This window comes from Scytonema sp. PRP1, from assembly GCF_036697665.2.
Classification (GTDB): Bacteria; Cyanobacteriota; Cyanobacteriia; order Cyanobacteriales; family Nostocaceae; genus Kalymmatonema; species Kalymmatonema gypsitolerans.
Genome location: NZ_JBAHYJ020000081.1, coordinates 1 through 24,717, shown reverse-complemented (window position 1 = coordinate 24,717; position 24,717 = coordinate 1). Strand labels below are relative to the sequence as shown.

At 42.3% G+C, this 24,717-nt stretch carries 23 protein-coding genes and 1 pseudogene; 11 read left to right on the top strand and 13 right to left on the bottom strand.

The features are described from left to right. Positions 1 to 679 precede the first annotated feature (679 nt). The 3 genes from V5G28_RS18260 (at position 680) to V5G28_RS18250 (ending at position 4,911) form a co-directional block, all read left to right on the top strand. On the top strand, positions 680 to 2,443 hold the full coding sequence (locus tag V5G28_RS18260) for a C2 family cysteine protease (RefSeq protein WP_332987282.1): 1,764 nt from the start codon (positions 680 to 682) through the stop codon (positions 2,441 to 2,443). 715 nt (positions 2,444 to 3,158) lie between these two features. Further along, a complete protein-coding gene (locus V5G28_RS18255) occupies positions 3,159 to 4,655 on the top strand; it encodes a S8 family peptidase (protein WP_332987281.1) in 1,497 nt (498 codons plus the stop codon). Between the two features lie 88 nt (positions 4,656 to 4,743). Continuing rightward, positions 4,744 to 4,911 (top strand): hypothetical protein, encoded by a 168-nt coding sequence (locus tag V5G28_RS18250; RefSeq protein WP_332987280.1) that lies wholly within the window; start codon positions 4,744 to 4,746, stop codon positions 4,909 to 4,911. Between the two features lie 132 nt (positions 4,912 to 5,043). On the opposite strand, the gene V5G28_RS18245 is transcribed toward V5G28_RS18250, so the two are convergent. The 3 genes from V5G28_RS18245 to xth form a co-directional block, all read right to left on the bottom strand. Continuing rightward, positions 5,044 to 6,540: an HlyD family efflux transporter periplasmic adaptor subunit gene (locus V5G28_RS18245; protein WP_096569454.1), complete on the bottom strand. Its 1,497-nt coding sequence runs from the start codon at positions 6,538 to 6,540 to the stop codon at positions 5,044 to 5,046. 102 nt (positions 6,541 to 6,642) lie between these two features. Next, positions 6,643 to 7,518: an SDR family oxidoreductase gene (locus tag V5G28_RS18240; protein ID WP_332987279.1), complete on the bottom strand. Its 876-nt coding sequence runs from the start codon at positions 7,516 to 7,518 to the stop codon at positions 6,643 to 6,645. A gap of 106 nt (positions 7,519 to 7,624) precedes the next feature. After that, positions 7,625 to 8,407, bottom strand: coding sequence for an exodeoxyribonuclease III (gene xth, locus V5G28_RS18235; protein WP_332987278.1), 783 nt, complete (start codon positions 8,405 to 8,407; stop codon positions 7,625 to 7,627). 364 nt (positions 8,408 to 8,771) lie between these two features. Between xth and V5G28_RS18230 the strand changes: the two genes are divergently transcribed. The 3 genes from V5G28_RS18230 (at position 8,772) to V5G28_RS18220 (ending at position 11,199) form a co-directional block, all read left to right on the top strand. Beyond that, entirely contained in the window at positions 8,772 to 9,839 is a 1,068-nt protein-coding gene (locus V5G28_RS18230) for a glycosyltransferase family 4 protein (protein ID WP_332987359.1), read from the top strand. A gap of 57 nt (positions 9,840 to 9,896) precedes the next feature. Next, on the top strand, positions 9,897 to 10,082 hold the full coding sequence (locus V5G28_RS18225; protein WP_332987277.1) for a hypothetical protein: 186 nt from the start codon (positions 9,897 to 9,899) through the stop codon (positions 10,080 to 10,082). A gap of 88 nt (positions 10,083 to 10,170) precedes the next feature. Further along, on the top strand, positions 10,171 to 11,199 hold the full coding sequence (locus tag V5G28_RS18220; RefSeq protein ID WP_332987276.1) for a zinc-dependent alcohol dehydrogenase: 1,029 nt from the start codon (positions 10,171 to 10,173) through the stop codon (positions 11,197 to 11,199). Between the two features lie 406 nt (positions 11,200 to 11,605). Here the strand turns inward: V5G28_RS18220 and V5G28_RS18215 are convergent, their stop codons facing one another. The 5 genes from V5G28_RS18215 to V5G28_RS18195 form a co-directional block, all read right to left on the bottom strand. Further along, positions 11,606 to 11,977: a hypothetical protein gene (locus tag V5G28_RS18215; RefSeq protein WP_332987275.1), complete on the bottom strand. Its 372-nt coding sequence runs from the start codon at positions 11,975 to 11,977 to the stop codon at positions 11,606 to 11,608. 56 nt (positions 11,978 to 12,033) lie between these two features. Next, complete coding sequence (locus tag V5G28_RS18210) at positions 12,034 to 12,369, bottom strand: hypothetical protein (protein ID WP_041037274.1); 336 nt, start codon at positions 12,367 to 12,369, stop codon at positions 12,034 to 12,036. Positions 12,370 to 12,710: 341 nt separating this feature from the next. Next, on the bottom strand, positions 12,711 to 13,022 hold the full coding sequence (locus tag V5G28_RS18205; RefSeq protein WP_096569436.1) for a hypothetical protein: 312 nt from the start codon (positions 13,020 to 13,022) through the stop codon (positions 12,711 to 12,713). 3 nt (positions 13,023 to 13,025) lie between these two features. After that, the gene (locus V5G28_RS18200) at positions 13,026 to 13,277 is read right to left on the bottom strand and encodes a hypothetical protein (RefSeq protein WP_096569433.1); all 252 of its coding nucleotides are present in this window, start codon (positions 13,275 to 13,277) and stop codon (positions 13,026 to 13,028) included. Between the two features lie 10 nt (positions 13,278 to 13,287). Continuing rightward, a complete protein-coding gene (locus V5G28_RS18195; RefSeq protein ID WP_332987274.1) occupies positions 13,288 to 13,704 on the bottom strand; it encodes a hypothetical protein in 417 nt (138 codons plus the stop codon). A 767-nt stretch (positions 13,705 to 14,471) separates the two neighbouring features. Between V5G28_RS18195 and cysK the strand changes: the two are divergent. Beyond that, positions 14,472 to 15,430, top strand: a pseudogene (gene cysK / locus V5G28_RS18190) (cysteine synthase A). A 362-nt stretch (positions 15,431 to 15,792) separates the two neighbouring features. Then, entirely contained in the window at positions 15,793 to 16,194 is a 402-nt protein-coding gene (locus V5G28_RS18185; protein ID WP_332987272.1) for a hypothetical protein, read from the top strand. Positions 16,195 to 16,315: 121 nt separating this feature from the next. Here V5G28_RS18185 and V5G28_RS18180 read toward each other — a convergent pair whose 3' ends face one another. Further along, positions 16,316 to 17,095 carry a hypothetical protein gene (locus tag V5G28_RS18180; protein ID WP_332987271.1) on the bottom strand — a complete coding sequence of 260 codons (780 nt, stop codon included), beginning with the start codon at positions 17,093 to 17,095 and terminating at the stop codon, positions 16,316 to 16,318. 209 nt (positions 17,096 to 17,304) lie between these two features. Between V5G28_RS18180 and V5G28_RS18175 the strand changes: the two genes are divergently transcribed. The 3 genes from V5G28_RS18175 (at position 17,305) to V5G28_RS18165 (ending at position 22,150) form a co-directional block, all read left to right on the top strand. Further along, positions 17,305 to 18,750, top strand: a complete 1,446-nt coding sequence (locus V5G28_RS18175; protein WP_332987270.1) for a cytochrome ubiquinol oxidase subunit I — start codon at positions 17,305 to 17,307, stop codon at positions 18,748 to 18,750. Between the two features lie 310 nt (positions 18,751 to 19,060). Beyond that, positions 19,061 to 20,077 (top strand): cytochrome d ubiquinol oxidase subunit II, encoded by a 1,017-nt coding sequence (cydB, locus tag V5G28_RS18170; protein ID WP_332987269.1) that lies wholly within the window; start codon positions 19,061 to 19,063, stop codon positions 20,075 to 20,077. Between the two features lie 522 nt (positions 20,078 to 20,599). Continuing rightward, positions 20,600 to 22,150 (top strand): multicopper oxidase family protein, encoded by a 1,551-nt coding sequence (locus V5G28_RS18165; RefSeq protein WP_332987268.1) that lies wholly within the window; start codon positions 20,600 to 20,602, stop codon positions 22,148 to 22,150. On the opposite strand, the gene V5G28_RS18160 is transcribed toward V5G28_RS18165, so the two are convergent. From V5G28_RS18160 to V5G28_RS18145, 4 genes are all read right to left on the bottom strand, one after another. Continuing rightward, entirely contained in the window at positions 22,147 to 22,416 is a 270-nt protein-coding gene (locus V5G28_RS18160; RefSeq protein WP_332987267.1) for an HNH endonuclease, read from the bottom strand. The genes V5G28_RS18165 and V5G28_RS18160 overlap by 4 nt on opposite strands. 133 nt (positions 22,417 to 22,549) lie before the next feature. Beyond that, a complete protein-coding gene (locus V5G28_RS18155) occupies positions 22,550 to 23,548 on the bottom strand; it encodes a metal ABC transporter solute-binding protein, Zn/Mn family (protein ID WP_332987266.1) in 999 nt (332 codons plus the stop codon). 334 nt (positions 23,549 to 23,882) lie between these two features. Beyond that, positions 23,883 to 24,167 carry a hypothetical protein gene (locus V5G28_RS18150; RefSeq protein ID WP_096569409.1) on the bottom strand — a complete coding sequence of 95 codons (285 nt, stop codon included), beginning with the start codon at positions 24,165 to 24,167 and terminating at the stop codon, positions 23,883 to 23,885. Positions 24,168 to 24,525: 358 nt separating this feature from the next. Further along, the coding region (locus V5G28_RS18145; protein ID WP_332987265.1) for a hypothetical protein at positions 24,526 to 24,717 on the bottom strand (192 nt) is incomplete at its 5' end.

Below are 24,717 nucleotides of genomic sequence, written 5' to 3'. Positions count from 1 at the left end.
TTTTTAGAGACGTTGCATCCAACGCCTCTACACGTGTACAAGGGCGGTACATTCGTGCCATGGTATGCCCTACACGCAAAGAGCGATCGCTAAGCTGTTCCACATTTAACTTGCATTATTTGGGCGGGCAAGATGCCCACCCCACAAGAATTTGAAAGAATTTAAATATGCAAACCAAATGTGCTTTAGCTTATCACAAAAAATCCTTAACTGAACAGTATTGGACTATAAATCAACTGCTGCTTTTCTCTAACCTGTTAGGAGAATTGCACATTTTCAAAGTGTTAACTGCCTGAAGAATAAAGAATGAAGCTAAATCCCTACGAATCAATTCTCTTGCTTAATGTTCTTGTAAAAGTGCCTAGCTTATCATTTTTAAAATACCTCATACAGAGAAAAAGTCTTGTGCTTTGCGTCTCTGCTTTCAAGTATTCTTGATTAAGAATTGAGTATCTTCACTTATTAATACGAAGAAAGTACTATTACCGGATTGCCTATTTTTACTTTTCATCAAAATTCCGTGTTTTCAACCTGGCTGCTTTGGACTAAGAAGTAGCAGTATAGAACAACAGGCATTCAACAATTTGATTTTGATATCTTCATATAAAACCTTTCTATGGCAGAGGTTCTAGTTGCTGTGTCTACCAAATATTGTCAATTCAAGGACACATAGATAATTATGCCAATTGATTATAACAGTATTAATCTAACCCCATCAGCTAATACAAATACTACTTCTAAAAATCAGGTTTTTAATGGATGGCTAGGTCATAACAATCGCATTGATGACTACAGCTTTACTCTGAGTGGTCGTAGTAGTTTGAACTTTGCTCTTGATGGTCTGTCAGCGGATGCAGATCTGCAATTGCTAGACAGCAATCGTTCAGTGATAGCGGGTTCCCATAATTATCGTGATACTGCTGAATCTATCGACACGACTTTGGATGCAGGCACTTATTCTATCCAGGTCTACCGTGTTACTGGTGGGAGAACTTCTTATAATCTTAAAATTTCTAAAAACGAAGCACCGCAATCATTACAATTCAGCACTGACAAAAGCAGCTACCAAGCAGGGGAAACAGTCAACCTAATCAATACCAGGGCATTTGATGGCGATGGTGCAAACGATATAGCACGAGTGGATTTTTGGTTGCAAAAAGACAGCGGAAACTCGCAAGGTATCTCTGATACTGTACAATTCACCGCCAATAGCAACGATAATCGTTATTGTAGCTTTAACTATGCTCTTACTAGTTTAGCTGGTGGCAACTATCAGTTGTCGGCAAAGGCTTATGACAAATCTGGTGCCAGTACAGATACTGTACAAACGAGCTTTAACGTTGTTCTTACTCAAGGCTCTAACGTTGTTCCTAATCAAGACTGGTTTGACCTGAATGTTCAAGATGGTGTTCTACGTGTAGAGTCTAGGAACCGCTTTGCTGATGGTCTATTAGACCGCAACGATATGATAGCTATTTTGCGTCAAGCAAACGACGGTAGTACAGTTGATGCTACTGAAATTACAGATCTCCGCACGTTAGTGAATAATGCCTCTTACTTACAAATGCCGGAGTACGTCCGAGTCTTGTCTAACAAGGTTGTCAATGGTGACACTGCTAACCAGAAGTATCAAGGGAACACACTAGGCAACTTGAATACAGGTAGCAGCGACATTCAGATGGAGAACCTGATTAATAAGTGGTTTCTGGGAGGCGATCGCCCACAAAGTTCATACACTTATCAATACGCGAATGGTTCTTTGTTCCAAAATGGTATTAGTTACCAAGATGTGAAACAAGGACAGATAAATGACTGTTATTTCCTTACAGGTTTAGCTGCAACAGCCGTTCGTTCTCCAGGCACAATTGAGAGTATGTTCATTGACAACGGCGATAATACTTTCACCCTGCGCTTCTGGCACAATGGAGTTGCTGATTATGTAACGGTAGACAGATATTTACCAACGAATTCATTAGGGTATTTAGCTTACGCCAATCAAGGTAGTGACCACAATAGCTCTTCTAATGAGTTATGGGTTGCTTTTGCGGAGAAAGCTTACGCTCAACTTAACGAGTCTGGTTGGATTTATCAAGATAATTCCAACACCTACACTGGTATTGGAAAAGGTGGGTATATCAGTGATGCACTAGCACAAATTACAGGAAAAAAGACTTCTCTTGGTAATAGTCTTAACTTTAGCTCTCTAGTTGATGCCTTCAATTCTGGACAATTGATTGGGTTTGGTACAAAACCAACTGGAGTAGCATCAAATATCGTGTCTGGTCATGCTTACGCGCTGATAGATTACAATTCCTCCACCCAAAAATTCACTCTTTTTAATCCTTGGGGAGTAGATACCAATTCTTCAAAACCTGGTGTTTTACAATTAAGTTGGAGTGAGATTGAGTCAAGCTTTAGTTATTGGGATTCTACAATCAATTAATATTTAACAACAAAATTCCCGACTTCTTTAAGAAGTCGGGAATCTGGCGCGATTTATGCGCTCATGCAGGCACTTTCGCACAAATGTGCGTCCGTATTGCTATAGTAGTCCTATTTGACTTGGATGCGCTTGTTTATGCTGTCCTGAATCCTGAAGAAGGACTCGGGACAGATGACTTTTGACAGCCTCAATAAAAGATTGCACAAATCATTAGACTTTTTGTATTCATTGCAAAAAAAAGAATAATTAACTACAGATGGACACAGATGGAACTCACATTCCGCAAGAGGTCTATTATATTTCTTGGAGAAATGCGGTTGATATCATGTCAGGTTGATTAGTTTTAAAAAAGGATATCTGTGCAAAAGTCTGAAATCCTCTTTTCCCGTCCCTTTAGCAAAGCTACGGTTTTTCTAATAAGTCTTTAACTGGGCTTAATATGATAGCTATTTGTAACCGCAGATGTACGCAGACAAATGCAGAATAATACTGAAAAATTATTATTAAGTTAATAATAATACATTTTTGATAAAATTTTAAATATAAATATCTATTAGTGAAAAGATTATTTGTAAATTAAATATCATTTTTTATTTGTATTGAATAGTAATTATTGTTTTAGGAGAATTTTCTTAAGACAAAAACCTTATTAAAATTAAGGTTTTTGCAGATTAGGCTGTCAAAAAAAAGAGATATTTTTGAAGGAAAAATCCTGATGCCCAGCGATATAAATAGTAACAATTCTTTTCCTCATCAAGGGCTAAATATCACTTCTACCTCCTCAGTAGATTCCTTTCATGCCAACAATGACTATAGTGTCAACAACTTTGGTGGTCACAGTAGTTTTCACTCAACTAGCGATAACCTAGAAGCAAATGCTCAAGAGCAATTGTTCAATGATAATGGCTACGATTTCTCCTCTGGTTATGGCTTGATAAATGCAGCCGCCGCAGTGGGTAAAGCTGTTGGTCAGAGTCCTTTTGCTGATGTTCCTGACCTTGGTGGCAATAATTGGGGAGCCGACCTTGTGAAAGCTCCAGAAGTCTGGGCAAATGGATACACCGGTCAAGGTGTGGTCGTCGCTGTTCTGGATACTGGGGTTGACTACAACCATGATGATTTGAAGGGTAATATCTGGACGAACAGCAAGGAAATTGCTGATAACGGCAAGGATGATGATGGCAATGGCTATGTTGATGACGTTTACGGTTGGAACTTTGATAGTAATAACAACAACACTCTAGATGTAGAAGGTCATGGTACTCATGTCTCTGGTACTATTGCTGGGCAAAACAATGGCTTTGGTGTTACTGGCATTGCCTATGATGCCAAAATTATGCCAGTTAAAGTTTTAGATGACGAAGGTCGTGGCAACAAAAGCAACATCGCAGAAGGTATTTGCTACGCTGTGGATCATGGAGCTAATGTCATTAACCTCAGCTTAGGTAGCCGCTTTCCTGATGACGGTACTTATCAGCCAGCCTTAGAGTATGCCAGCAGTAAAGGAGTGGTTGTCGTTATGGCAGCTGGTAATGATGGTAGCTTTCAACCAGGCTATCCAGCCCGATATGCAGACAAATGGGGAATTGCAGTTGGAGCCGTTGATAAAAATAACAATATGCCTGACTTCTCTAACCGAGCGGGAATGAATCCACCCACTTACGTTACAGCCCCAGGAGTCGATGTCTACTCTACACTTGCGGGTAATCAGTATGTTTCCTACAGCGGCACATCAATGGCTAGTCCCCATGTTGCTGGCGTAGTCGCCCTGATGCTTAGTGCTAACCCGACTCTTACTGATGCTCAAGTACGTCAAATTGTCTCAGAAACGGCAGTACACAGTACAACAACCTCAAGCTTTAGCCTCCCAGGTTTAAGTTTCAAGGACTCCACAACAGAGAGCCGTATTGCAACTTCTAGCTTCAGCATTACAGAGTATCAAGATGGCTCTTGTGAATCTAGTCCTGAAAGTCTATGGTCAAGTAAGATGCCCAATTTACAAGACCAGTTGGATGATGTGAATGGTGTGCGATCCTCTAGGTGCATTGCTAGCCCTACACTTGCGTCGCAATTTTCAAGCTACCAAACCACATTGAACAACAATATTAACTACAGTATTAACTACAGTATCAGTGACTACAGTGGTACTGATTCTGAAAATATGCTGAAGAAACGTCAAGAAATGCTGGAGGACTATAAGATTTTTATTTGATTTTTGCAATACACGTAGGGGAGCGTGTCCACAGGCTCAGGTTTCCCCGCTTGTTCAAAGCAGGGTCTGGGCTTTTGAGAAGCATCTGGTGAGACCAGCGCTGCAGGAGGGTCTCCCGACAGAGGCAACTGGCGTTGGCGCAGCCTCTCCAGAGGAGATACCCGAAGGGCGTTGGGCAATGCCCATTATATCTGAGTTATATCTCATCAATACGCTTGGTGATAAGACCAAAACCATTATGAACACATCAATGTAGAGACGTTGCATCCGAAAGTTCTACACGTGTACAATCTATGGCACATTCATGCCATGCTTACGCTATCACCAAGAATTTTTAACTGAACCGTATTGGGTTATATCTGGGTTTTGGTGAGCATTGCCCCTAAACCTACCTCACAGAAAATGCCTCACTAAAGCGACGAGTAATCGGCTCAATTAAGAATGTCAAAACTGATTTCCTGCGAGTGACAATCTCACCATTAGCAGCCATTCCAGGAGTAAAGCCGACTTCTTGACCGCGCACCAATATTGAATGTTTGTTCAGCTTAATTCGGGTGGGAAAAACTAAGCCCATTTCTTTATCAAGAGTAGCATTTGGACTGACTTGCACCACCTCGCCCTGAATAGTGCCAAATTCTTGGAAAGGAAAGGTCGCCAGTTTCACCTTTGCCTGCATTCCCTCCTGAATAAAACCAATATCCCGGTTAAGGACTTTCACCTCTAAGAGAAGTTCTTCGCCTTCTGGTAAGATGGATAGTAATTCTTCGCCTGCTTGCACTGGTCCTTTTGTTGCTTTGATTCTGTAGATAGTACCTGACACTGGAGCTTTGATAGTTTCCTTGTCTTGCTGCTTGCGTGCTTGTTCAAGCTGACCTTGAATGGTGGTCAGTTCTTCTTTGCGTTTGTTAATCTGGGTGATAATTTCACTTTGACGCTCTGATTCCAGACGTTGTGCTTGAGTGCGAGCTGCTTGATATGCTTCTTCGACTTGGCGAATTTCTTGAGCTTGAGCAGCAATATCCTTTTCTAAGGATGTGACTTTGTCTTGAGCTTCTGTGACCTTATTCTGGGAGTTTGTCACCTCATCATTTGCCCTGGTGATTTCCGCAGTCACACGATTGAGTCTTTCTTGGGCGTCTAGGTAATCGAGTCGAGGTATAGCACCGGGAGTGACGAGGGTTTTTAGGCTTTGTTCTCTTTTTTGAGCAATTGCTAAGCCGTTTTCAACTTTAGTCCGAATATTTTGGGCGTTGAGCTGGTTCGTTTTGGCGTTGGCAAGGCTAGTTCTTGCATTTACTAGATTTTCTTGCAACCGAGTCAGGCGTACTTTCGCTTGGTTAATCAGCGCTTGTTGGCGATTTGATTCGGCTTGGGCTGCGGCTTGACGCGCTTGATAGTCTCGTAAACGAGAGTTTAGCAGTTCATCTTGAAGTTGTGTGCCACCAGCTTGAGCGCCTGTGCGTTCTGCATCCAAACGCCGTAAATCTTCCTGAATCAATTTAGCAGATGTGGCTAAGCGAGCAACATCGACTTGTTGCAAGTCTGGGTCACGTTTAACCAGAGGTTGACCTTTGAGTACGCGATCGCCTTCTTTGACATTTACCGTGACAATTGTCCCGTTACCTATCGATGTCACTGGTCGTACTTGTGTAGCAGCAATTAACTCCCCTGGTGCTGTCGCCACTTCATCAATCAGCGAAAAATTTGCCCAGGCGATCGTCCCCAATACCACAGCACTCACTGTTCCCGCTAACAATCTACTATACAAAGGCGGCAATTCCTGTACCGCCTTACCCAGTTCATAAGATAAATGTTCATCAGGTTTTGCGAATCGCTGTTTTGTTTTACGTGCTTGAGCAGCATTTGCAGCTAGGGAATATTTCATAATATTTTAGATTTGGATTTTAGATTAGGGACTAGGAATTAGGGATTGGGGATTAGGGATTTCTCAATCACTAATCCCCAGTCGCCATTACCCATTCCCCATTTAAACTGCTAGGTAACGTCGCAAGAAATTTTCTAATGTTTCTAACTGAAAATTGAAAATAGCCTCCAATTGGGCAATTTCCTGATTTGTACAGAAAAATTCGTTCTTCAGTAGTGTACGAAACGTTCCCAAAGCTTTTTGTGCTTGGGGATTGAAAAAACCTAATGTACCCCGCACTGCATCTACAGCGAATAGTGGCGGGTTAATCACCACCGGCTCTTTGTTAAAAATGCGACCAAAAATTTTGGGAATATCCTCTCGCGATAAAATCTCTGGTCCTCCGACTGGGAATATCTGATTGCGAGCGGCTGCTACTGTCACAGAATCTATCACTATCCTTGCCAAATCATCTGTACTCACAATAGAGGTACGGTTTTTGGGATCGCCAACGAGCAGGTACAACCCCGTTTCTCGAAATCGTTCTGCCAATGGCAGCAAGTTCGATGCTAATCCAGCTGGGCGTAAAATAGTGTAGTTTAAGCCACTAGTTTCCAGGTATCGCTCTACTGCTCGTTTTGCCTTAAATACAGGAGCATCTTCGTATCCCCGGTCTGCTCCTAGCACGGAAATAAAGACAAAGTGTTCTACTCCATTTGCTTTTGCGGAGTCTATGAGTTCGATGTTAGCGCGATAGTCTAAAGATAGGGCATCACCATCGGAACCATGAGTGCTGATAATGTACTGTACGCCCTGACAAGCTTTTTGAATATCCCTTTCTTGGCGCAAATCACCAATGAAGATGTTAGCTCCTCGGTGTTCTAACTCGCCGTAGCGCGAGGTGAGGCGGACAAATGCGCGTACCTCCTTTTCCCGTTCGCGTAGAAGTCGCACAACTCTGCGACCTATTCCCCCAGTGGCTCCAGTGACTAGAAACATATCGATTTTGGATTTTGGATTGTGGATGAGTCAATAGTCCAAAGTTTTTAACAGACGCTTTCATGAGAGCGCGTCTCTACAATGACTAATGACGAATAACTAAATTCTAGAATTCAACAATCACTGGCGTATGATCGCTCGGTTGAGCTAACTTTCTGGGAGCTACATCAATAGTGCAGCTTTTAGCACGCTCATATAACTCGGGTGTGAGATAGTGATGGTCAATACGCCAACCCAAGTTACGCCGAAAAGATACGGCTCGATAGTCCCACCAACTGTAGTGTCCGCCTTCAGAGGTAAATTTGCGAAAAGCATCAGCAAATCCTAATAAGAGAATATCTCGTAACGCTTGGCGCTCTGCTTGTGATGCCATGATGTGATTTTCACTACTCACACTATTATGAATATCTTTCTCTTCTAGAGCAATGTTAAAGTCTCCACACATACAGATAGCAGGTGAGGATAAAAGAAGCGATCGCAAATACTTTTGCAGCAGTGTTAACCAACCCAGCTTGTATTCATATTTCTCGCTCCCCACAGCGGAACCATTGGGGACGTAAAGATTGACAATTCTGATACCGTCAATCACACCTGTGATCACCCGTTTTTGCTCATCCCAATCTGGCTGCACGTCTAACAAAATAGGTGTAAAACCACAGCTAACATCCTCTAGTGGTTCACGGCTTGCTATGGCAACACCGTTGTAAGCTTTTTGTCCTGATAGATAAAGATGGTAGCCCAGTTGCTCGAAGGCAGCACAGGGAAATTTCTCATCTACAACTTTCGTTTCTTGCATACACAGGACATCAACGTGATTTTGACTCAACCAATCAACAACGTGTCCAAGACGAGTGCGAATCGAGTTGACATTCCAAGTAGCAATTTTCATATGAGTCAGTCTTCAGTAGTCATTAATTATTTTCTCCCCTTCCTGCAACCCTCTCAAAAATTGATCCCATTCTGATATTTTGGTACTTTTTGTTACAAAATGTTTGAATTATTATGATCCCCAAGATAGATGAATAGCTATCTTATTAAAGAGTAATCTAAAACTATATTCCCTGTGTAGTCATTACAATAAGTGGTGTGAAATGAATCTGTGGCTATGTCAGGGTACGGTTAACCGAAATTGCGCTCGCTTGAGTGAGTCGAGTTAACTTAATAATCATGATGATTAGGTACAAATGCTCTACCGTCATCAGATGTCAGTCCTAGCGACAGGACTATTTACACCTGCTGAACCAAAACAACTTATGAAAATCGCTCAAGTAGCCCCCTTATGGGAACGAGTTCCGCCTCCTACATACGGAGGAATAGAGCTAGTCGTGAGTCGCTTGACCGATGAACTAGTGCGTCGAGGTCATGATGTCACTTTGTTCGCATCTGGTGATTCGCAAACATTGGCTAGGTTAGAAGCAGTTTATCCTCGTGCATTGCGCTTAGACCCGAACGTCAAAGAGTATACAGTGTACGAAATGCTGGAACTCAGCCAAGTTTATCAGCTAGCAGACGAATTCGATATTATCCACTCCCATTTGGGAATTTCGGCGTTACCCTTGGCGAGTTTTGTGCCAACACCCACAGTGCATACCCTGCACGGCAGATTTACAACAGACAACCGTAACGTATATACCCACCACCAAAAGCAACCATACGTCAGCATTAGTAACGCACAGCGTGAAATAAACCTCAACTATGTTGGCACGGTCTACAACGGGATTAATCCAGAAGATTACTCTTTTGTCGCCCAACCTCAAGAAGCCCCATATTTGGCATTCTTAGGACGCTTTTCGCCGGAAAAGGGACCGCAACACGCGATCGCCATTGCCAAGCAAACTGGTTGGCGTCTCAAAATGGCAGGAAAAGTTGATGTAGTAGACTCTAAGTTTTTTGAACAAGAGATTGCCCCACACATTGATGGTAAGCAAATTCAATACCTAGGTGAAATTAACCACGCCGAAAAAGTTGAACTGCTGGGCAATGCTGCTATCACCCTCTTCCCAATAACCTGGCAAGAACCCTTTGGGTTAGTGATGATTGAATCAATGGCAACTGGTACACCAGTCATTGCCATGAATTTAGGTTCCGTATCCGAGGTGATTGCCCACGGAGTCTCAGGTTTTGTGTGCCAAAGCTTCGATGAAATGGCGGCAATGATTCCACGAGCTTTGCAACTCAATCGTCAAACTTGCCGAGAATATATAGAGAACAAGTTTAGCGTTATCCAAATGGTTGATGGGTACGAGGCGGTTTATGGAAAAATCATCAAAGACCGCATCAATTCAAACGGTCGCATTCATGCCGCTAGAATCCAATTTTAATCAACAACTTTTTTAGTGTATCTATAATCAACAAGTTTTCAAAAGGAGGACATAAATATGAGTCTGAACTCCAACAGTTGTCCCTGTTGCGGTGGTTCTCTGTTGCGTCATGTCCGTCATGGTGAATTCTACTGGTTTTGTAAAACCTGCTGGCAAGAAGTGCCATTGTTAAGTGTGAGTCGTATGCCCAACGCAGAAGCAAGAAGCACGGCAGTTGTTCCTCAACCAGCAGTCAAATCCTAGGTCTTTAGAATTTAAGACTGATTAACCAATAAAAAGTTTCCAACTCCACCTGGTAAAATCAGGTGGAGTTCATTACTGGTCATAAGCTGTGCTAGCAGCCTTACTTTACGGCAAAGAAAATTTAAGTTTAGAACAAGTCGCTGATCCAACTCCCGGTGTGGGTGAAGTTGTTATAAAGGTGGGAGCAGCGACGACTTGCGGTACTGACTTGAAAGTTTGGCGTCGCGGCGGTCATGCTAAAATGCTCAAACCGCCAACTTTGTTTGGTCATGAAGCTGCTGGCGAAATTGTAGCCGTAGGAGAAGGTGTTACGGCTTGGCAGGTGGGTCAGCGCGTGGTGGCAAATAATTCTGCACCATGCATGAAGTGTTTTTTTTGTCAACGCCAAGAATACTCTCTTTGTCCAAATTTGACATGGAATAACGGGACTTTTGCCCAATACTTGAAAATTCCCGCGCCGATTGTGCAACAGAATATGTTGCCAATTCCTGATGACTTGCCGTATGAATTGGCAGCAATGACAGAACCTCTAGCTTGTGTGCTGCATGGGGTAGCCCGTTCCAACGTCAAAGCAGGTGATTGCGTGGTCGTGTTGGGAGATGGGGCGATTGGACTGATGTTTGTCGCAAAGTTGGCTCATGATCTCAAAGCTGAGGTGTTGCTGTTTGGCGGGAATGACCAAAGACTAGAAATTGGGGAAAAATTAGGCGCGGCAAAAACCTTTAATTACCGTCAATTGCCGGATCTTCCTAGTTTCGTCAAAGAACTGACACAAGGATGGGGTGCAGATGTTGTGATAGAAGCAACCGGTGTACCGAGTGTTTGGGAAACAGCGATTGCTTGCGCCCGTCCCGGTGCAACCGTTAACCTATTTGGCGGATGTCCGCGAGATACGACTATTACTGTTAATACAGAACAACTACACTACAGCGAACTTACCCTTAAAGGAGTGTTTCACAATACTCCTGAATATGTCCGGGCGGCGCTGTCACTGCTTACAAGTAGGAAGATTCCCTTTGAGTTGCTGATTAGCGAACACCGTGCATTGCAGGATTTAGAACAGGTATTTTGTGATATGAGGGAGCGTAAGGTTATTAAGGTAGCGATGATTCCGTAATCTTTATCTCAAGTGATACAAGCCCTCAACTTGCTCATGACACTTTTTGCAAAATTAGGATTAATGAATATTACAGCTATTTTCAGGTAAATAGACCACATTTGCTGTAGGGGCACAGCATTGCTGTGCCCCTACAGTGTGGTTCAAATACGTGAAAACTGCTGTAAGAACCGCAGATGCACGCGGATAAATTATCTGTGTCCATCTGTGTCCATCTGTGGTTCTTATTGCTTAATATATTGCACTCAACACAAAGAAGCGGTATAGGAAACGAACCGCATAGGAAACGAACCGCCAAGAAGCCAAGAACGCCAAGGGACAGAAGAATATGTATTAAGTGCAAGTTTATAGAGAACTGGTATTAGCGCTTCATCTGTGATCACAGATAATCGGTCATTGAAGACTTTTATAGCCAATCTCGATAAGCCGAAATTTCATTGACGCTGATTTCAAACGGCGTCCCCTTGCCAAATGGAGGGTAAACGCGGATTTTGGCGCTACTAGCAAACCGTTCCAGCCTATTGCCAATTGGTGGAATATTGCTGACTATATGCCAGTAAGTGACGATGTCAGGACAGTCGATAACCAGCATTAAAGCACCATCATCGGTCGTGACATACCACTGACAGCTAGATAACAATGCTCGCGTAATTTGGTCGCACGCTTCAAAAAAGCATCTGCCAGTCGAATGTTCCAGTTGCGATCGCAGTATTTTATCAACTTGCGTTGCCTCACTTGAAGGCAAATCATCTGGAGGAAGAAAGGATCTATTTTTCATACAAGCCCCTTTAGATTAAGGGTTAATAAGCGAGGAAGTTGCGTTCACTATTATTCTTAGGTTCTGACCAAGTGCAAATCTAACCACAGGCGCGGATATATGTGCTTGATTTTTGACATTGGATCGCGCAGCAGTCGTGTTGCATTCAGGAAGACTACCTGAACTAGCCCCATATTTTCTGCTATCTCTCTTAAAACTTCTTTATGAGCTTGCACATAAGGCATTATTTCCTCAGAGCAATAAATTCCTATGTATTGCAAGCGTTTAGGAGGTCGTCCCCAGTAAGAGGAGATAACTTTCACATAACAGCCGTCTAGTAATTCCCCTACTTTTGGGTAATAGTGATTGACGACCCTCATGAATTCTTTTGCTAGGATGTCTTCACTAATCATGACAAAAGATATTTTTGTAGGGATTGCCACACTATTAAATATAGCATAATTTTATTATGCTTCTAGTACAACTTTCCCTAATTTATTAGATAATTAAGATTAATATTTAGGAATAAAAACAGCTTTTACTGTTTTTTATAAACCCAATTATACTTGAAATTACTTCACTTAAAAATCACATATTAACCGCTTGTAGGGTGAGCAATGCCCACCCTACACTTTTAGCTATCTAAAAGCAAAAATTAAGTAATATTGTTACTTGATTTTTCCCAAAAGACTCTTTTCAATAATGTGCAATTTTGCACATCTCGATTACATTTAAATTTTTGAAGTGTCATTTTTTATCGGACATTACGCTCTGATACCAACACTTCCGCTACCAGGCTTGGCAATTCCTTAAGGTCAATATATCCGTCTGAAGCACGGCTGGGTGAAAGAAATGTATAGTCTGGATCGCACGCCCCGTTATCGTAAACTTGGACATACCACCTATCAGGAAATCCTGGGACAGCCAATTCCACAATATACCAACTTTGACCAATAAGGCGAGAGTTAACAATGACAAACCATTCTCTATTTTCTTCTAAAACATTCCATTCAGCCATCAAAAATTCTAACGCTATTTGTCCCGCGTCAGTTGAAGTCAGTAGCATTATTTACTCCTTATTTGAAACATCAGGATACAATCCCAATTCCTTAGATAGCTCACGCGCAACATGGATTAAAAACTGGGCACCGTCCTGATTACCTTGGTGTGCAAATCCAGTTGCTACTTGCATGATTGTCTGTATAAAACCAGCATCAAGCAATTCTGGTTGAGCTTCTAAAACTTCTGGCTCTTGACCATTGGGGCAACGAAGCAGTTGGTCAATGAGATTGAAATACAAATCTTCTCGTTGTTGAGTCATGGTTAATAATTTATTGTTCAATACCTTGCCAAAGTCTTTCTAACATTTCTACTTGTTGCTGAAAAAGAGCAGCGCGATAAACCAGATATCTGTCATATAAGAAAACGAGTGTTCCCAGAAAAATAGGGAATAACAAAAAGAACCATCGTAATATCTTGACAGCTTTGTACTGTTCGGTGTTCGCTAAAGATTGCTTGACAAAGTTTGTAGCAGAATGGATGTTAGACCTATCTTGCTCTGATTTATCTTGTGTAGGAGTTAATCCAATTTCACTTGTATAACTGTGGTTAAGTTCACAAGCTAAACTCTTTGTTTGTACTAGCTCCATATGTCGCTCCCAAACCATGCTAAATACCACTAGCTCTGGAGAAAGTACCAATACAGTAACTAAACAAACTGTCAGAAATTGGACAAGTTTGAATTTCATTCAGCTATTACTGCTAACTGTTCGCTGTTAACTGTCAACTGCTAACCGTCAACTGCTAACTGTCTGTTGGGCTAAGAAGTCCCTCATTCCTCGGCTTTCACCTACGAATTTTGGGGGGTAAAGGGGAATCTCTGCGTAAATCCTATAGGTTTTATATCAGATGTCTCAACGCACAAGAATTTATTGGCATTGGATCAAGATTATTAAATTAATTAGGGTTGTACTCAAGGCTTACAATTCTTACCAGATAAGTGTTAGGATTTTTTTTGGGTACAGGTACTAAACTTTCAGCCCTGGGGAACTAGTATTTATCAAGAGGGGTTCTGGTGTTTGTGTACTCAAGGTAAAACCTGTCTAGACTTTAGTAGTAGCAAGTTTTTTTGCTATTTATTTAAGGATAAAGCTTGTACTCAAGAAAAGCATTACTATATATTTATATAGTAAAATAATAAATATTTTTGAAAAAGTCATAAAATTTAGGACTTTGTTCAAAAATAACAGAATATTAATCATCTTCTCAAAATCGTTTAAAATTAACTTTAATTAACTTTGTTAACTTTTAAAATCTCTATTTATGTACTTACTTGCTACAACTGACAGCAGTTATCTGTAAAGTGTTCCTCGCTCACCAATCTCTCAAATGTTGGTCACATAGGCTTTTATGGGCAAAAAACACCCTATGATTTGTGGTGTAATCATAAGAAGAAGCGCTGTAAAGTCTACACAGAAATACCTTGATCAAAAGGCATCTTTTTAGGATATAGTTCATGCATATAGCTCGCGACGTTACAGAACTGGTTGGACGGACTCCTTTAGTTCAGTTAAACAAAATCCCTCAAGCTGAAGGATGTGTAGGGAAGATGTCGTTAAGTTGGAAGGAATGAACCCAGCAGCTTCGGTGAAAGACCGTATTGCTGCAAATATGGTGAAGGCGGCTGAAGAAGAGGGGCTGATTCAGCCAGGAAAAAGCATTTTAGTTGAGCCGACATCGGGGAATACAGGAATTGGACTGGCGATGGTGGCGGCGGCGCGTGGCTACGATTTGATTTTGACAATGCCGGAAACTATGAGCATGGAACGACGCGCTATGCTACGAGCATATGGTGCTGCTTTAGAATTGACACCTGGGCTTGAGGGAATGCGGGGTGCGATTCGCAAAGCCGAAGAAATCGTCGGTAATACTCCCAATGCTTTTATGTTGCAACAATTCCGCAACCCAGCGAACCCCAAAATTCACAGAGAAACCACAGCAGAGGAGATTTGGGCAGATACCGATGGGAAAGTGGATATTGTTATTGCAGGTGTGGGTACTGGTGGAACGATTACCGGAGTTGCAGAAGTCCTCAAAGCACGCAAACCGAGTTTTCAGGCGATCGCTGTAGAACCAAGTAACAGCCCCGTGCTTTCTGGAGGTCAAGCAGGATCACATAAAATTCAAGGTATTGGTGCCGGATTTGTCCCAGATGTTCTGCGCACCGATTTAATAGATGAAGTGATTACTGTCAGCGATGAGCAGGCGATCGCCTTTGGGCGACGGTTAGCCAGGGAAGAAGGTTTATTATCCGGTATATCCTCTGGTGCTGCTTTGTATGCAGCGATTCAGGTAGCAAAACGCCTACAAAACGCAGGTAGTTTAATCGTGATGATTCAGCCTTCTTTTGGCGAACGTTACCTCAGCACCCCCATGTTTCAAGATAAGATGTTGGAAACTGCCCGACAAGGGTAGCACCACGCAGTACTGGTCATCAATTTTAATTTGAGGGGTTCGTAGTAAGCGCTTTAGCCTTGGGCAGGTGTTGTGATTTGAGCAGGCGAAAAACAGCCCTAGTTCATGGCGAACGCTCCCCTTTGGGAAAACTTTTCGATTTACTGATCCTTGATAAATAAGGAAAGTGTATCCACGGAAAATCGACATTTTTTAAAAAATGTCGATTTTCCGTGGATAAATTATTGAGAATACTGACACTAATCTCCTTATTTCCTGCATAAGTTAATTTCACTTACAGCTATCAAGAATGTGAATGGTTACTAAGCAAGAGCAAGAGTAACCAATTCATCAACATATCTCAACTTTTTAAGGAGAAAAAGATGGCTATTGGTATAGATGTTAGCGTGGATGTCCTAGGCATTGCTCAAGCAATCGCATCCGCTATCAACGCTGATCAGGGTCGTGATGGATTTGTAAAAAATCTCATGGAAACAACTTTTTATGCCGCAGGTCAGCGGTACAACGTGATGGTTTTTAATTTGAGCCAAGAATATGATGACAGATTTAACGGTGTTGCATTCTATGGTTCAGCAGTTTGGGGCGGCAGTATCACTTACGGTATTTGGGCTTTTGAAAGTGGTGAATTCACCAATAAAGGCGATGGTGGATGGATTAACTGGGCTTTTAGAGGCTGGTTTGACAGAAATGGTGGTTATGTGAAATTCAACAACCCGTCGGGGTTACTTGCCACTCCAATTCCAGCAGCAACATATCCTGAGTAAATCGCAGACTAACAGCAAAAGTCCTCTCAAGAGGATATAAAACAATTTTAAGTCCACTACAGTGGACTTAAGCTATCAGCCAGAGAGTTAAGTCTCTGGCTGGTATAATATCAGGCAGATATCAAACTAAATATCTAGTATTCGGTACGATAGGGAAGAAAGCGTACTCGTACCATGCTGTCCAAATGAAACTGCGAATCCATCGACCACGCTTTTCGGTATTTAACTCATAATCAAATACTCCCAGTGACTGATCAATAGAAGATAAGTGGGATTCGCAACCGCAGCCGTGTTGATAGGTAAAACCATACTTGGAAGCAATGCTTTGTATCTTCATCTGCACAGCAAACACTTTTCCAGCATGCAGAACTGCATCCCAAGAGCGCTTGTGTTCTATATCACGCGGGTCAAACCGTAAAGCTCGTTCTTCAAAAACGCTATCTCGGTCAATGGGAGCAAGATGCACTTGGTAAAAGCTGGCGGGAAGTTCATAATCAAACTCATTAAACAATTCCAGACCAATGCGAGCGACCTTCACTTCGTTAGAGTAATCTGCTCCCTTTGACTCCAATTCACGCAGAACTGCTTCAAAATCTGGATATCTCTCAATTTTAAAGTCTTGTCCGTAGAACTCAAGTGTTTCCTGCGCCAACAATCCGAACAACTCACGAAACGCGGGTTTGAGGTGAGCTAGTTCCGGGCGTTCGTTAAATAAATCAACGTCTCCCTGCTCCAATTTATATTGAAACAACTGCGCCATCTCAACATAACTCTGTGGATTTGCCAGTCCAACACCAGCCTCTCCTACAGCAATGTCTTGCCACACCTTTGGCAATTGAGAAATAGGAACCGCATTTTCTCCAACGATGACTTGAACTTGAGGAGCATCGAGAATAAGCATAGGCAAACTCCACAGGAATATCCGCAGCTAAATTAACCCTGAGTTTACCTTGAGGAGCGTTTTTGCTGTATGGTGGGCGTCACCCATCAACTCATTTTTACGCCTTGTCAAACCTTAAAACTTTCCCAAAAAACGCACCCTCAAGGATTGTTGCAATACTATACAAGGGAATCTATCCGTAGATTTTGCCTAATTATAGGGGGATAGCTGTGGAATTTTTGTCGGATTCAGTTGTGCTATCACGTATGCAGTTTGCCCTAACTGCACTGTTTCATATGCTCTGGCCCGTGCTAACCACTGGTATGGGAATTTACCTGGTGATCGTTGAAGGAGTGTGGCTCAAGACTCGTAACCCTGATTACTACCTTCATGCCCGCTTTTGGTCTAAGTTCTACGTCCTGAACTTTGGGATTGGTGTAGCAACAGGCATTCCAATGGAGTTTCAGTTTGGCACCAATTGGTCACGCTTTTCGGAAGCAGTTGGCAACTTTTTTGGCAGTGTCATTGGGTTTGAAGCTTCTTGGGCATTTATGCTAGAAGCTGCCTTCCTTGGCATTATGCTATTTGGTTGGGAGCGTGTCAATCCTATAATTCACTATCTCTCCACCATCCTTGTTGCAGTTGGCGCAAACTTATCAACGCTGTGGATTCTAACAGCAAACTCTTGGATGCAAACCCCAGCAGGTGGGGAACTTGTCAATGGCAAGTTTGTTGTCCATGATTACTTTGCGGCGATCGCCAACCCGTTTATGAAGAACAGTGTTCTCCATATGTTCTTTGCCACATTGGAGACTTCGTTGTTTGTAATTGGTGGGATTAGCGCCTGGTACATTCTCAACCGTCGCCACGAAGCCTTCTTTTCTAAGTCATTGAAGATTGCCTTGGCTGCGGCGATCGCCGTTGCTCCATTGCAGATTTATATCGGACATTTAAGTGGAGAACAAGTCTATCAGTATCAGCCTTCAAAACTAGCTGCAATGGAGGCGCAATGGGAGACAACACCCGCAGGACAGCCAGCAGATTGGAGCTTACTGGCTATACCCAACGATAAAGCACAGAAAAATGACTGGGAAATTACCGTTCCCAATGCCCTAGGATACATTCTGGAATTCAAGAAAAATCTCACCTACCCAGTACGCGGATTGAGTGAGTGGAAACCAGAAGACCGTCCTCACATGATTGGTTTAATTTACTACGCTTTCCGCACCATGATTGCGATTGGATTTTTCTTCGCGGGATTGATGCTGTTGAGCGTTTTGCAGTGGTTGCGAGGTAAACTCTCAGCGGAAAATATTGGTCAGCAGCGTTGGCTGATGCGTGGTTGGGTCTTTGCAGCTCCTCTAGGATACATCGCCGTAGACTCAGGCTGGATTGTGCGTTGTGTTGGACGACAACCGTGGATTCTCTACGGGCAAATTCGCACGGTTGATGGGGCATCTAATCTACCTGCAAGTAATGTCTTAGTCTCGCTCACTAGCTTTGCTGTCGTCTACAGCATTTTGTTTGTTGGGGTTTTGTACTTTGGCAGCCGCATTATTCGTAGGGGTCCTAATCTAGAACTCCCTGTGCCAGGAGTTGAACCCAACAGACCCGCCGTTAATACAACCCCTGGTGAGTTTGTTCCAGACGAGCGCCCTGTAGAAGCACAACAATGAACGAAAGTCAAGAGTCAGTTATTTTGAGAAGCATCCTAGCGTAGTAGTCTATCAATTTTGATTTTAACGGTTCGTAGTAAGCGCTGTCTACCCTACGGGAAGCCCTTCGGGTATGTCCTTCGGACACGCTGCGCGAACGCAGTCGCCTAGGTCGGGAAACCCTCCTGCAGCGCTGTCTCACCGCTCTCGCGTCTACGCTCTTGGAGTCTAGGACTAAAGTCCTTACTACGAACTTATACAACCATCATGATTAATGTGACAAACTACTAGTGCTAGGTGGAAATAAAGGCACATCACCCAAAGAGGTTGTATGGAGACGTTAGAGTATTTTCTGCCCCAGGTATGGTTCGTCATTTTAGCTCTGTTCTTGTTCCTCTATGTGATGCTGGATGGATTTGACTTAGGAGTGGGCATCTTATCTCTAACCTCCTCCGATGAAGAACGCCGGGGCATCTTGATGACGAGCTTAAGCAACATTTGGGATGCCAATGAAACCTGGCTGGTTCTCATGGCTGGGGGTCTTTTTGGAGCATTTCCCTTAGCTTATGGCACAATTCTCAACGCGCTGTACATCCCAATTCTCACTATGGTGTTTGGGTTCATCTTTCGTGCTGTGGCGTTTGAGTTCCGGGAGCTAGCAAACCGAAAATTCTTTTGGAATTTCGCCTTTGGTGCTGGGAGTTTTGTCGCCGCACTCGGTCAAGGTTTCGCCCTTGGTGCTGTGTTAAAAGGGATTCGAGTTGATGAGACAGGTCACTTTATTGGGACATCTTGGGATTGGCTGAGCTGGCAAACAGTGCTGGTGGCTCTAACTTTAATTCAAGCATATGTCCTCATTGGCTCAACTTATCTTGTTTGGAAAACGACAGGCGAGCTGCAAACAACTCACTATAGAACTGCCAAAATTGCGGCTTTGACAACGCTCATTGGTGCCATTTTCATCACAATTACAACACCAATATTTTATGAAAGCGTCAGGGCTCGCTTGTTTCAGCCACCCCTCGTTTATATCTTTGCTGTCATTCCCATACTGGGAGTTCTGCTGATTTGGCAACTTCTCCAAAGCCTAAATCGTAAAGAAGAAAGAGCGCCCTTTGTCTGGACAATTCTTCTTTTCGTTGTCACTTTCCTGGGGCTAGGGTTAATTGTTTTCCCCTATATCATTCCCACGCAGATCACCATTTATGAAGCATCTGCTGATCCGAGTTCGCTGGTGATCATGATTATCTTCATTGGCTTCCTCATTCCCGTTATGCTGTTCTATAACCTTTACCAGTACATTGTTTTCCGGGGCAAAGTCACTGACGGTCATTACGGAGGCGAGTAATACGCGCGTTGCGTTCAAAACCTCTCTCCGAACTTCGGAGAGGGTTGCCCGTAAGGGCAGGGCGATGCTTCATTGGTTGCAAAAAAGGTTATTTTTTATTTTTTAAACAAGTAATAATCAAAATAAATTAAACTTATTTACTTCGCTGTAGGATTATTTATGATCAATCAAGATTTTACTTTACAAAATATTATTTGTATCTCTTAGATATTTTTCAATCATTAGCGTTTTTATCCAAGAAGAAATAAGCTTTTTTTGTAGAAAAAACTTGTATAAATGGCTTTGAAACCACAGCATACTTTTTTCCGCTACTTTTGTAATAAACAGAAGTAAAAATTCAAACAGGGATCAAAATTGAAATTTTATGAAAACTTGTTATTTGTAAAATCTTAGCCAAGCTAGTACTTTTAATGGAAACAAAAATTTATATTTTGGTATATTTATTCTGAAATAATTACATAAATTCGTGAATACTTTTGAACTAGTCAAATTTATACAGGTTCTTAACCAAAAAACTTGAGCATGAAAAAAATCAGCAGACGCCAAGCGCTGAAGATGGCAGCGCTTGCAGGAGGTTCTATTATGCTTCCCGTAGGACTTCAGTATCGCGGATACGCTCAGAATGTCAATAACTCAGTTCAGCCATTTACACTTGGGTTCCGCACACCACCAGTGTTGAGTCCTGTACGCAGCGATGCAACAACTGATTACTACCAAATCACGATGCAGACTGCTCAAGTAGGGATTCTACCAGGGCAAACGACGGAGATTTGGGGCTATAACGGTATATTTCCGGGACCGACAATTAAACAGCGTAAAGATCGACAATCAGTTGTGCGGTTTATCAATAATATTGCTATCAAACAACGTAGCAATCGACTATCTATGTGGTTTCCCAAGACTCTTAGTGTAAACACCTCAGTCCATTTACATGGAATGGCATCCCAACCGCAGTACGATGGCTACGCTAGGGATTTTGTTTCTACGGGGTACTACAAGGATTATGTCTATCCCAACACTAACGCTGCTACTTTGTGGTACCACGACCATGCTCATGGTAGAACTTCCCAAAATGTTTACATGGGGTTGGCTGGAATGTACATTGTCCAAGATGACAATGAACTTAATTTGCCACTGCCGAAGGATGATTATGATATCCCTTTAATCATTCAGGATAAGCAATTCGCGTCTGATAATTCACTCATTTTTAATGACCAAGCTCATGTGCGCCTAATGGGGGATGTGATTACAGTCAATGGTGTGCCTTGGCCCCGCATGGAAGTGGCTAACCGCAAATACCGTTTTCGGGTGTTAAACGCATCAATTTCCCGTTCTTACAGACTTGCTCTAAGTACTGGTGATGACTTGATTGTGATTGGAACTGATGGGGGATTGATGCCTGCACCAGTAAATACTAGAGATATGCGTCTTGCAACGGGTGAGCGTTATGACTTGATTATCGATTTTTCTAAATATCCTATAGGAACTCAGGTAGTACTGGAAAATCTGGGGCTGCCTAATAACGATAATTTCAACGATACAGATAAAATTATGCGCTTTGACGTGGTGCGTGCCGAGACTGATAACAGCCTTGTTCCCAGCACACTACGCAATATTGAATTCATACCAGAATCTTCAGCTGTACGGACTCGCAACTTCACGGTGCAGCAGAGAAGTAGTGATAAATTGTGGGTGATCAACAACAATGGATGGGATCGAAATCGAGTCGATGCAAATCCTCAACTCGAAGACGTGGAAATATGGACATTTAACAACACCGCAAATGCCTCGTTTCATCCAATGCACCTTCATCTCATTGATGGTCAGATACTTGACCGTAATGGTCAACAGCCTTTTGTTTATGAGCGTGGTTTGAAGGATGTTTTCTATGTTGGTGAAAACGAGACTGTACGGGTGATTGGAAAGTTTAGACCCAATACGGGTAGATACATGTACCATTGCCACAACATAGTTCACGAAGACCACGACATGATGAGTCAATTTGAAGTGGGGCAAGGTGGGGTAGATCCAATGTCAGATCCGGCGAAACCTCTTCCAGCACCACCGCTTTAACTTCTTCTACGATGCACTTTAACCCGTTTGTTGAGGTCTTGCTTGCTTACCCAACAGAGAAATTTGTGCATTTGCGGCTCATTTTTTAGCTTCTCCAGCGAGTTCAATTCCTGTGCTAAGCGTGTATTATCGTACAGGGTGTGAATCTGCTTATGGCAGGCAGAACAGATATTGATCTTCGATCCATGATGACCCTTTTTCTGCTTAGGAATCAGATGGTGAACCGTTAATGGTTCCACTTCTCTTTCACACAACTCGCAAGTCATGTTATGTTGTTGACCTAATGTTATTGATACTATTTGTATTATTACGTAATACTTATATGGTAATGGTGGGATAGTTTCCCATCGACCATTACCGATTACCGAATGTTCCAATAGTTATTAGTATTGGTGTTGGCTACTTTGAGAGTATTGGCTCAAATATCAGATATGTCCCGCCCAAACCTTCTACAATTGTGCGTGTATTAGCAACCATCATTTTTTGATAAGTGTCCGCTTCGCTTCCTGGCGCACCTAAGTTATCAACAAATAGCTTTCTTTCTGACAGTTTCACTTTTGTGTCTTTGGCGACAGATTTCATCAAATCAGGGTTATTTGTTGTTTCTAGAAAAACTGTTGGAACCCCAGATTGTTTGATGTATCTTGTCAGTCCTTTTACTCGGGTTGCAGTAGGTTTAGACTGATCACTAACACCTTCCGAAGCCGCTGCATATGAAAGACCGTAAGCTTTGGCATAATAACCCATTGCATCGAGGGTTGTGACTAATTCGCGTTGTTTGACGGGAACGCTACCAATTCTTGACTTAATCCAAGCATCTAATTTGGTGAGTTCATTTTTGACTTTTTGCGCGTTGCTGCTGTAAAGCGATGCATTTTCTGGTATTGTTTTACTCAGGTTACTGCTAATGACCTCTACCATCCTGATACCATTGTTAGCATTGTGCCAAATGTAAGGGTCTGGTACTGTGTTACCATCTCCTCTAAACTCTAGTGGTTGAGGAACAGCACGTTGAGCAACTGCAATTTTAGGCACACTGTTTTTACTCGCTTTCATTAACTTGAGCAAACTAGGTTCTAAATTGTACCCAGTGAAAAGAATCAATTGAGCTTGCTCAATGGCTTGGCGATCTTCTGGTTTTGGTTGATAAAGGTAGGGATTTGTATCAGGGGGAATTAAGCAGGTGAGATTAATTGTCTCCTGTGCAATCTGTTTGGTTAAGTCGCATAATACGCTTGTCGTTACCACGACTTTAGGAAGGTTACTGTTGAGTTCAGAAACAGTCGCAGTAGAAGAAGTGTTGGCTACACTACCCAGATTCTGACACCCGAACAAGCCAATGCTAAGAGCGACGAGAGCAGTACGTAATGGTAGGGTTAATCGTATTTTTTTTGACATAACAACTTTTATTTGCATAAACATAATAATGATGGCGGATATTGCTTCTACGGGTTGTTTTCGCCAGCTATATTATGCATCTTTAGGAAATTATAGAAAAATTTTCATAAGCGAAACCCCCTTTTTCCTTATCCCCGCCAACTCCCCGTTTATAAGGACAGACAAGGAAAAACTTTTTAGTGGGGGAATGAAAGGGATGAAATAAATGGGGAGATTTTTGTTAAACTTATGAATATGTAATGAATAAAAAAAATTGAATAATTGGAAATAAAAAATATGAACTATAAATTTTAGACAAATTCATAATTCATATTTTACATTCTTACTTGACAATTTATAAATGGTTGGATAAAGGGTTCGAGAGAGGTAACTTGCCTTGTAGCTTAAGTCTAGCTTGAGCGCAACTGGCACAATTGCAACCCATTTGATCCTTGATCGGATTAGACTCTTGAGAGGAATTTGCTGTTACTGACTCAGAAAGTGATTGCTCAGATGCCAAAGCAAGGTGTGGTTGAGCAGGTGCAGATTTCACAATTGATGCTTGTGCAGGTTTGGCTAACAGCAGCATAGATGCTACAAGTGCAGGAGACGCTAGAATAATCAGTTTAGCTACTTTCATAATTTAGGAAAACATAGGAGTCTTGCACATACAGCATAACTAATTTTCTCTCAAGAGTCATTAGGCTTATTTATAAAGGGGTATAAAATAAATCACCTCTTGCTTGCTGAATTCCCGCTTGAAATTGCAAACAAGAAATCAGCCGCGCCCGAAACTTTGACCAAAATTAATGGGATACAAGCCCCGTCCTAAAGGAGCGGCTTTTTCTTGGTTTTTAGTAGTATTGCTGCACTTTGAACAGGTTTAGCCGTACTATTCTTGGACATGGAATGACTTTGCTACCTTTCCCAAACTTGCAAGGACGCACGACTCGTTTCTTAACTGCTGCTCAAATGCATTTGCCCTCAAGTTATGAGGATTATGACTTGAGCGCACTGACTTCTAATTTCACCATACGAACATGTACTAATCCATCTTGGTCAAGCGGAATCCTTTCCAGGTATGTCTCCACAAAATGAGTGATAAAATCGCCCCGTTTACTCTCAGGAACGCACTGTGTGAAAGGCATCCAGGTTGTGCGTATCCAACCTCCTAAACCCTCTTTACCAAT

Excerpts from the sequence above, each read along its gene's own strand:
- V5G28_RS18150 (WP_096569409.1), bottom strand. The coding sequence starts at position 24,167 with ATGAAAGTAGCTAAACTGATTATTCTAGCGTCTCCTGCACTTGTAGCA.
- V5G28_RS18180 (WP_332987271.1), bottom strand. The coding sequence starts at position 17,095 with ATGCTTATTCTCGATGCTCCTCAAGTTCAAGTCATCGTTGGAGAAAAT.
- V5G28_RS18210 (WP_041037274.1), bottom strand. The coding sequence starts at position 12,369 with ATGATTAGTGAAGACATCCTAGCAAAAGAATTCATGAGGGTCGTCAAT.
- V5G28_RS18255 (WP_332987281.1), top strand. The coding sequence starts at position 3,159 with ATGCCCAGCGATATAAATAGTAACAATTCTTTTCCTCATCAAGGGCTA.
- xth (WP_332987278.1), bottom strand. The coding sequence starts at position 8,407 with ATGAAAATTGCTACTTGGAATGTCAACTCGATTCGCACTCGTCTTGGA.
- V5G28_RS18225 (WP_332987277.1), top strand. The coding sequence starts at position 9,897 with ATGAGTCTGAACTCCAACAGTTGTCCCTGTTGCGGTGGTTCTCTGTTG.
- V5G28_RS18230 (WP_332987359.1), top strand. The coding sequence starts at position 8,772 with ATGAAAATCGCTCAAGTAGCCCCCTTATGGGAACGAGTTCCGCCTCCT.
- V5G28_RS18200 (WP_096569433.1), bottom strand. The coding sequence starts at position 13,277 with ATGACTCAACAACGAGAAGATTTGTATTTCAATCTCATTGACCAACTG.
- V5G28_RS18165 (WP_332987268.1), top strand. The coding sequence starts at position 20,600 with ATGAAAAAAATCAGCAGACGCCAAGCGCTGAAGATGGCAGCGCTTGCA.
- V5G28_RS18195 (WP_332987274.1), bottom strand. The coding sequence starts at position 13,704 with ATGAAATTCAAACTTGTCCAATTTCTGACAGTTTGTTTAGTTACTGTA.
- V5G28_RS18215 (WP_332987275.1), bottom strand. The coding sequence starts at position 11,977 with ATGAAAAATAGATCCTTTCTTCCTCCAGATGATTTGCCTTCAAGTGAG.
- V5G28_RS18155 (WP_332987266.1), bottom strand. The coding sequence starts at position 23,548 with ATGTCAAAAAAAATACGATTAACCCTACCATTACGTACTGCTCTCGTC.
- V5G28_RS18185 (WP_332987272.1), top strand. The coding sequence starts at position 15,793 with ATGGCTATTGGTATAGATGTTAGCGTGGATGTCCTAGGCATTGCTCAA.
- cydB (WP_332987269.1), top strand. The coding sequence starts at position 19,061 with ATGGAGACGTTAGAGTATTTTCTGCCCCAGGTATGGTTCGTCATTTTA.
- V5G28_RS18205 (WP_096569436.1), bottom strand. The coding sequence starts at position 13,022 with ATGCTACTGACTTCAACTGACGCGGGACAAATAGCGTTAGAATTTTTG.
- V5G28_RS18245 (WP_096569454.1), bottom strand. The coding sequence starts at position 6,540 with ATGAAATATTCCCTAGCTGCAAATGCTGCTCAAGCACGTAAAACAAAA.
- V5G28_RS18260 (WP_332987282.1), top strand. The coding sequence starts at position 680 with ATGCCAATTGATTATAACAGTATTAATCTAACCCCATCAGCTAATACA.
- V5G28_RS18240 (WP_332987279.1), bottom strand. The coding sequence starts at position 7,518 with ATGTTTCTAGTCACTGGAGCCACTGGGGGAATAGGTCGCAGAGTTGTG.
- V5G28_RS18160 (WP_332987267.1), bottom strand. The coding sequence starts at position 22,416 with ATGACTTGCGAGTTGTGTGAAAGAGAAGTGGAACCATTAACGGTTCAC.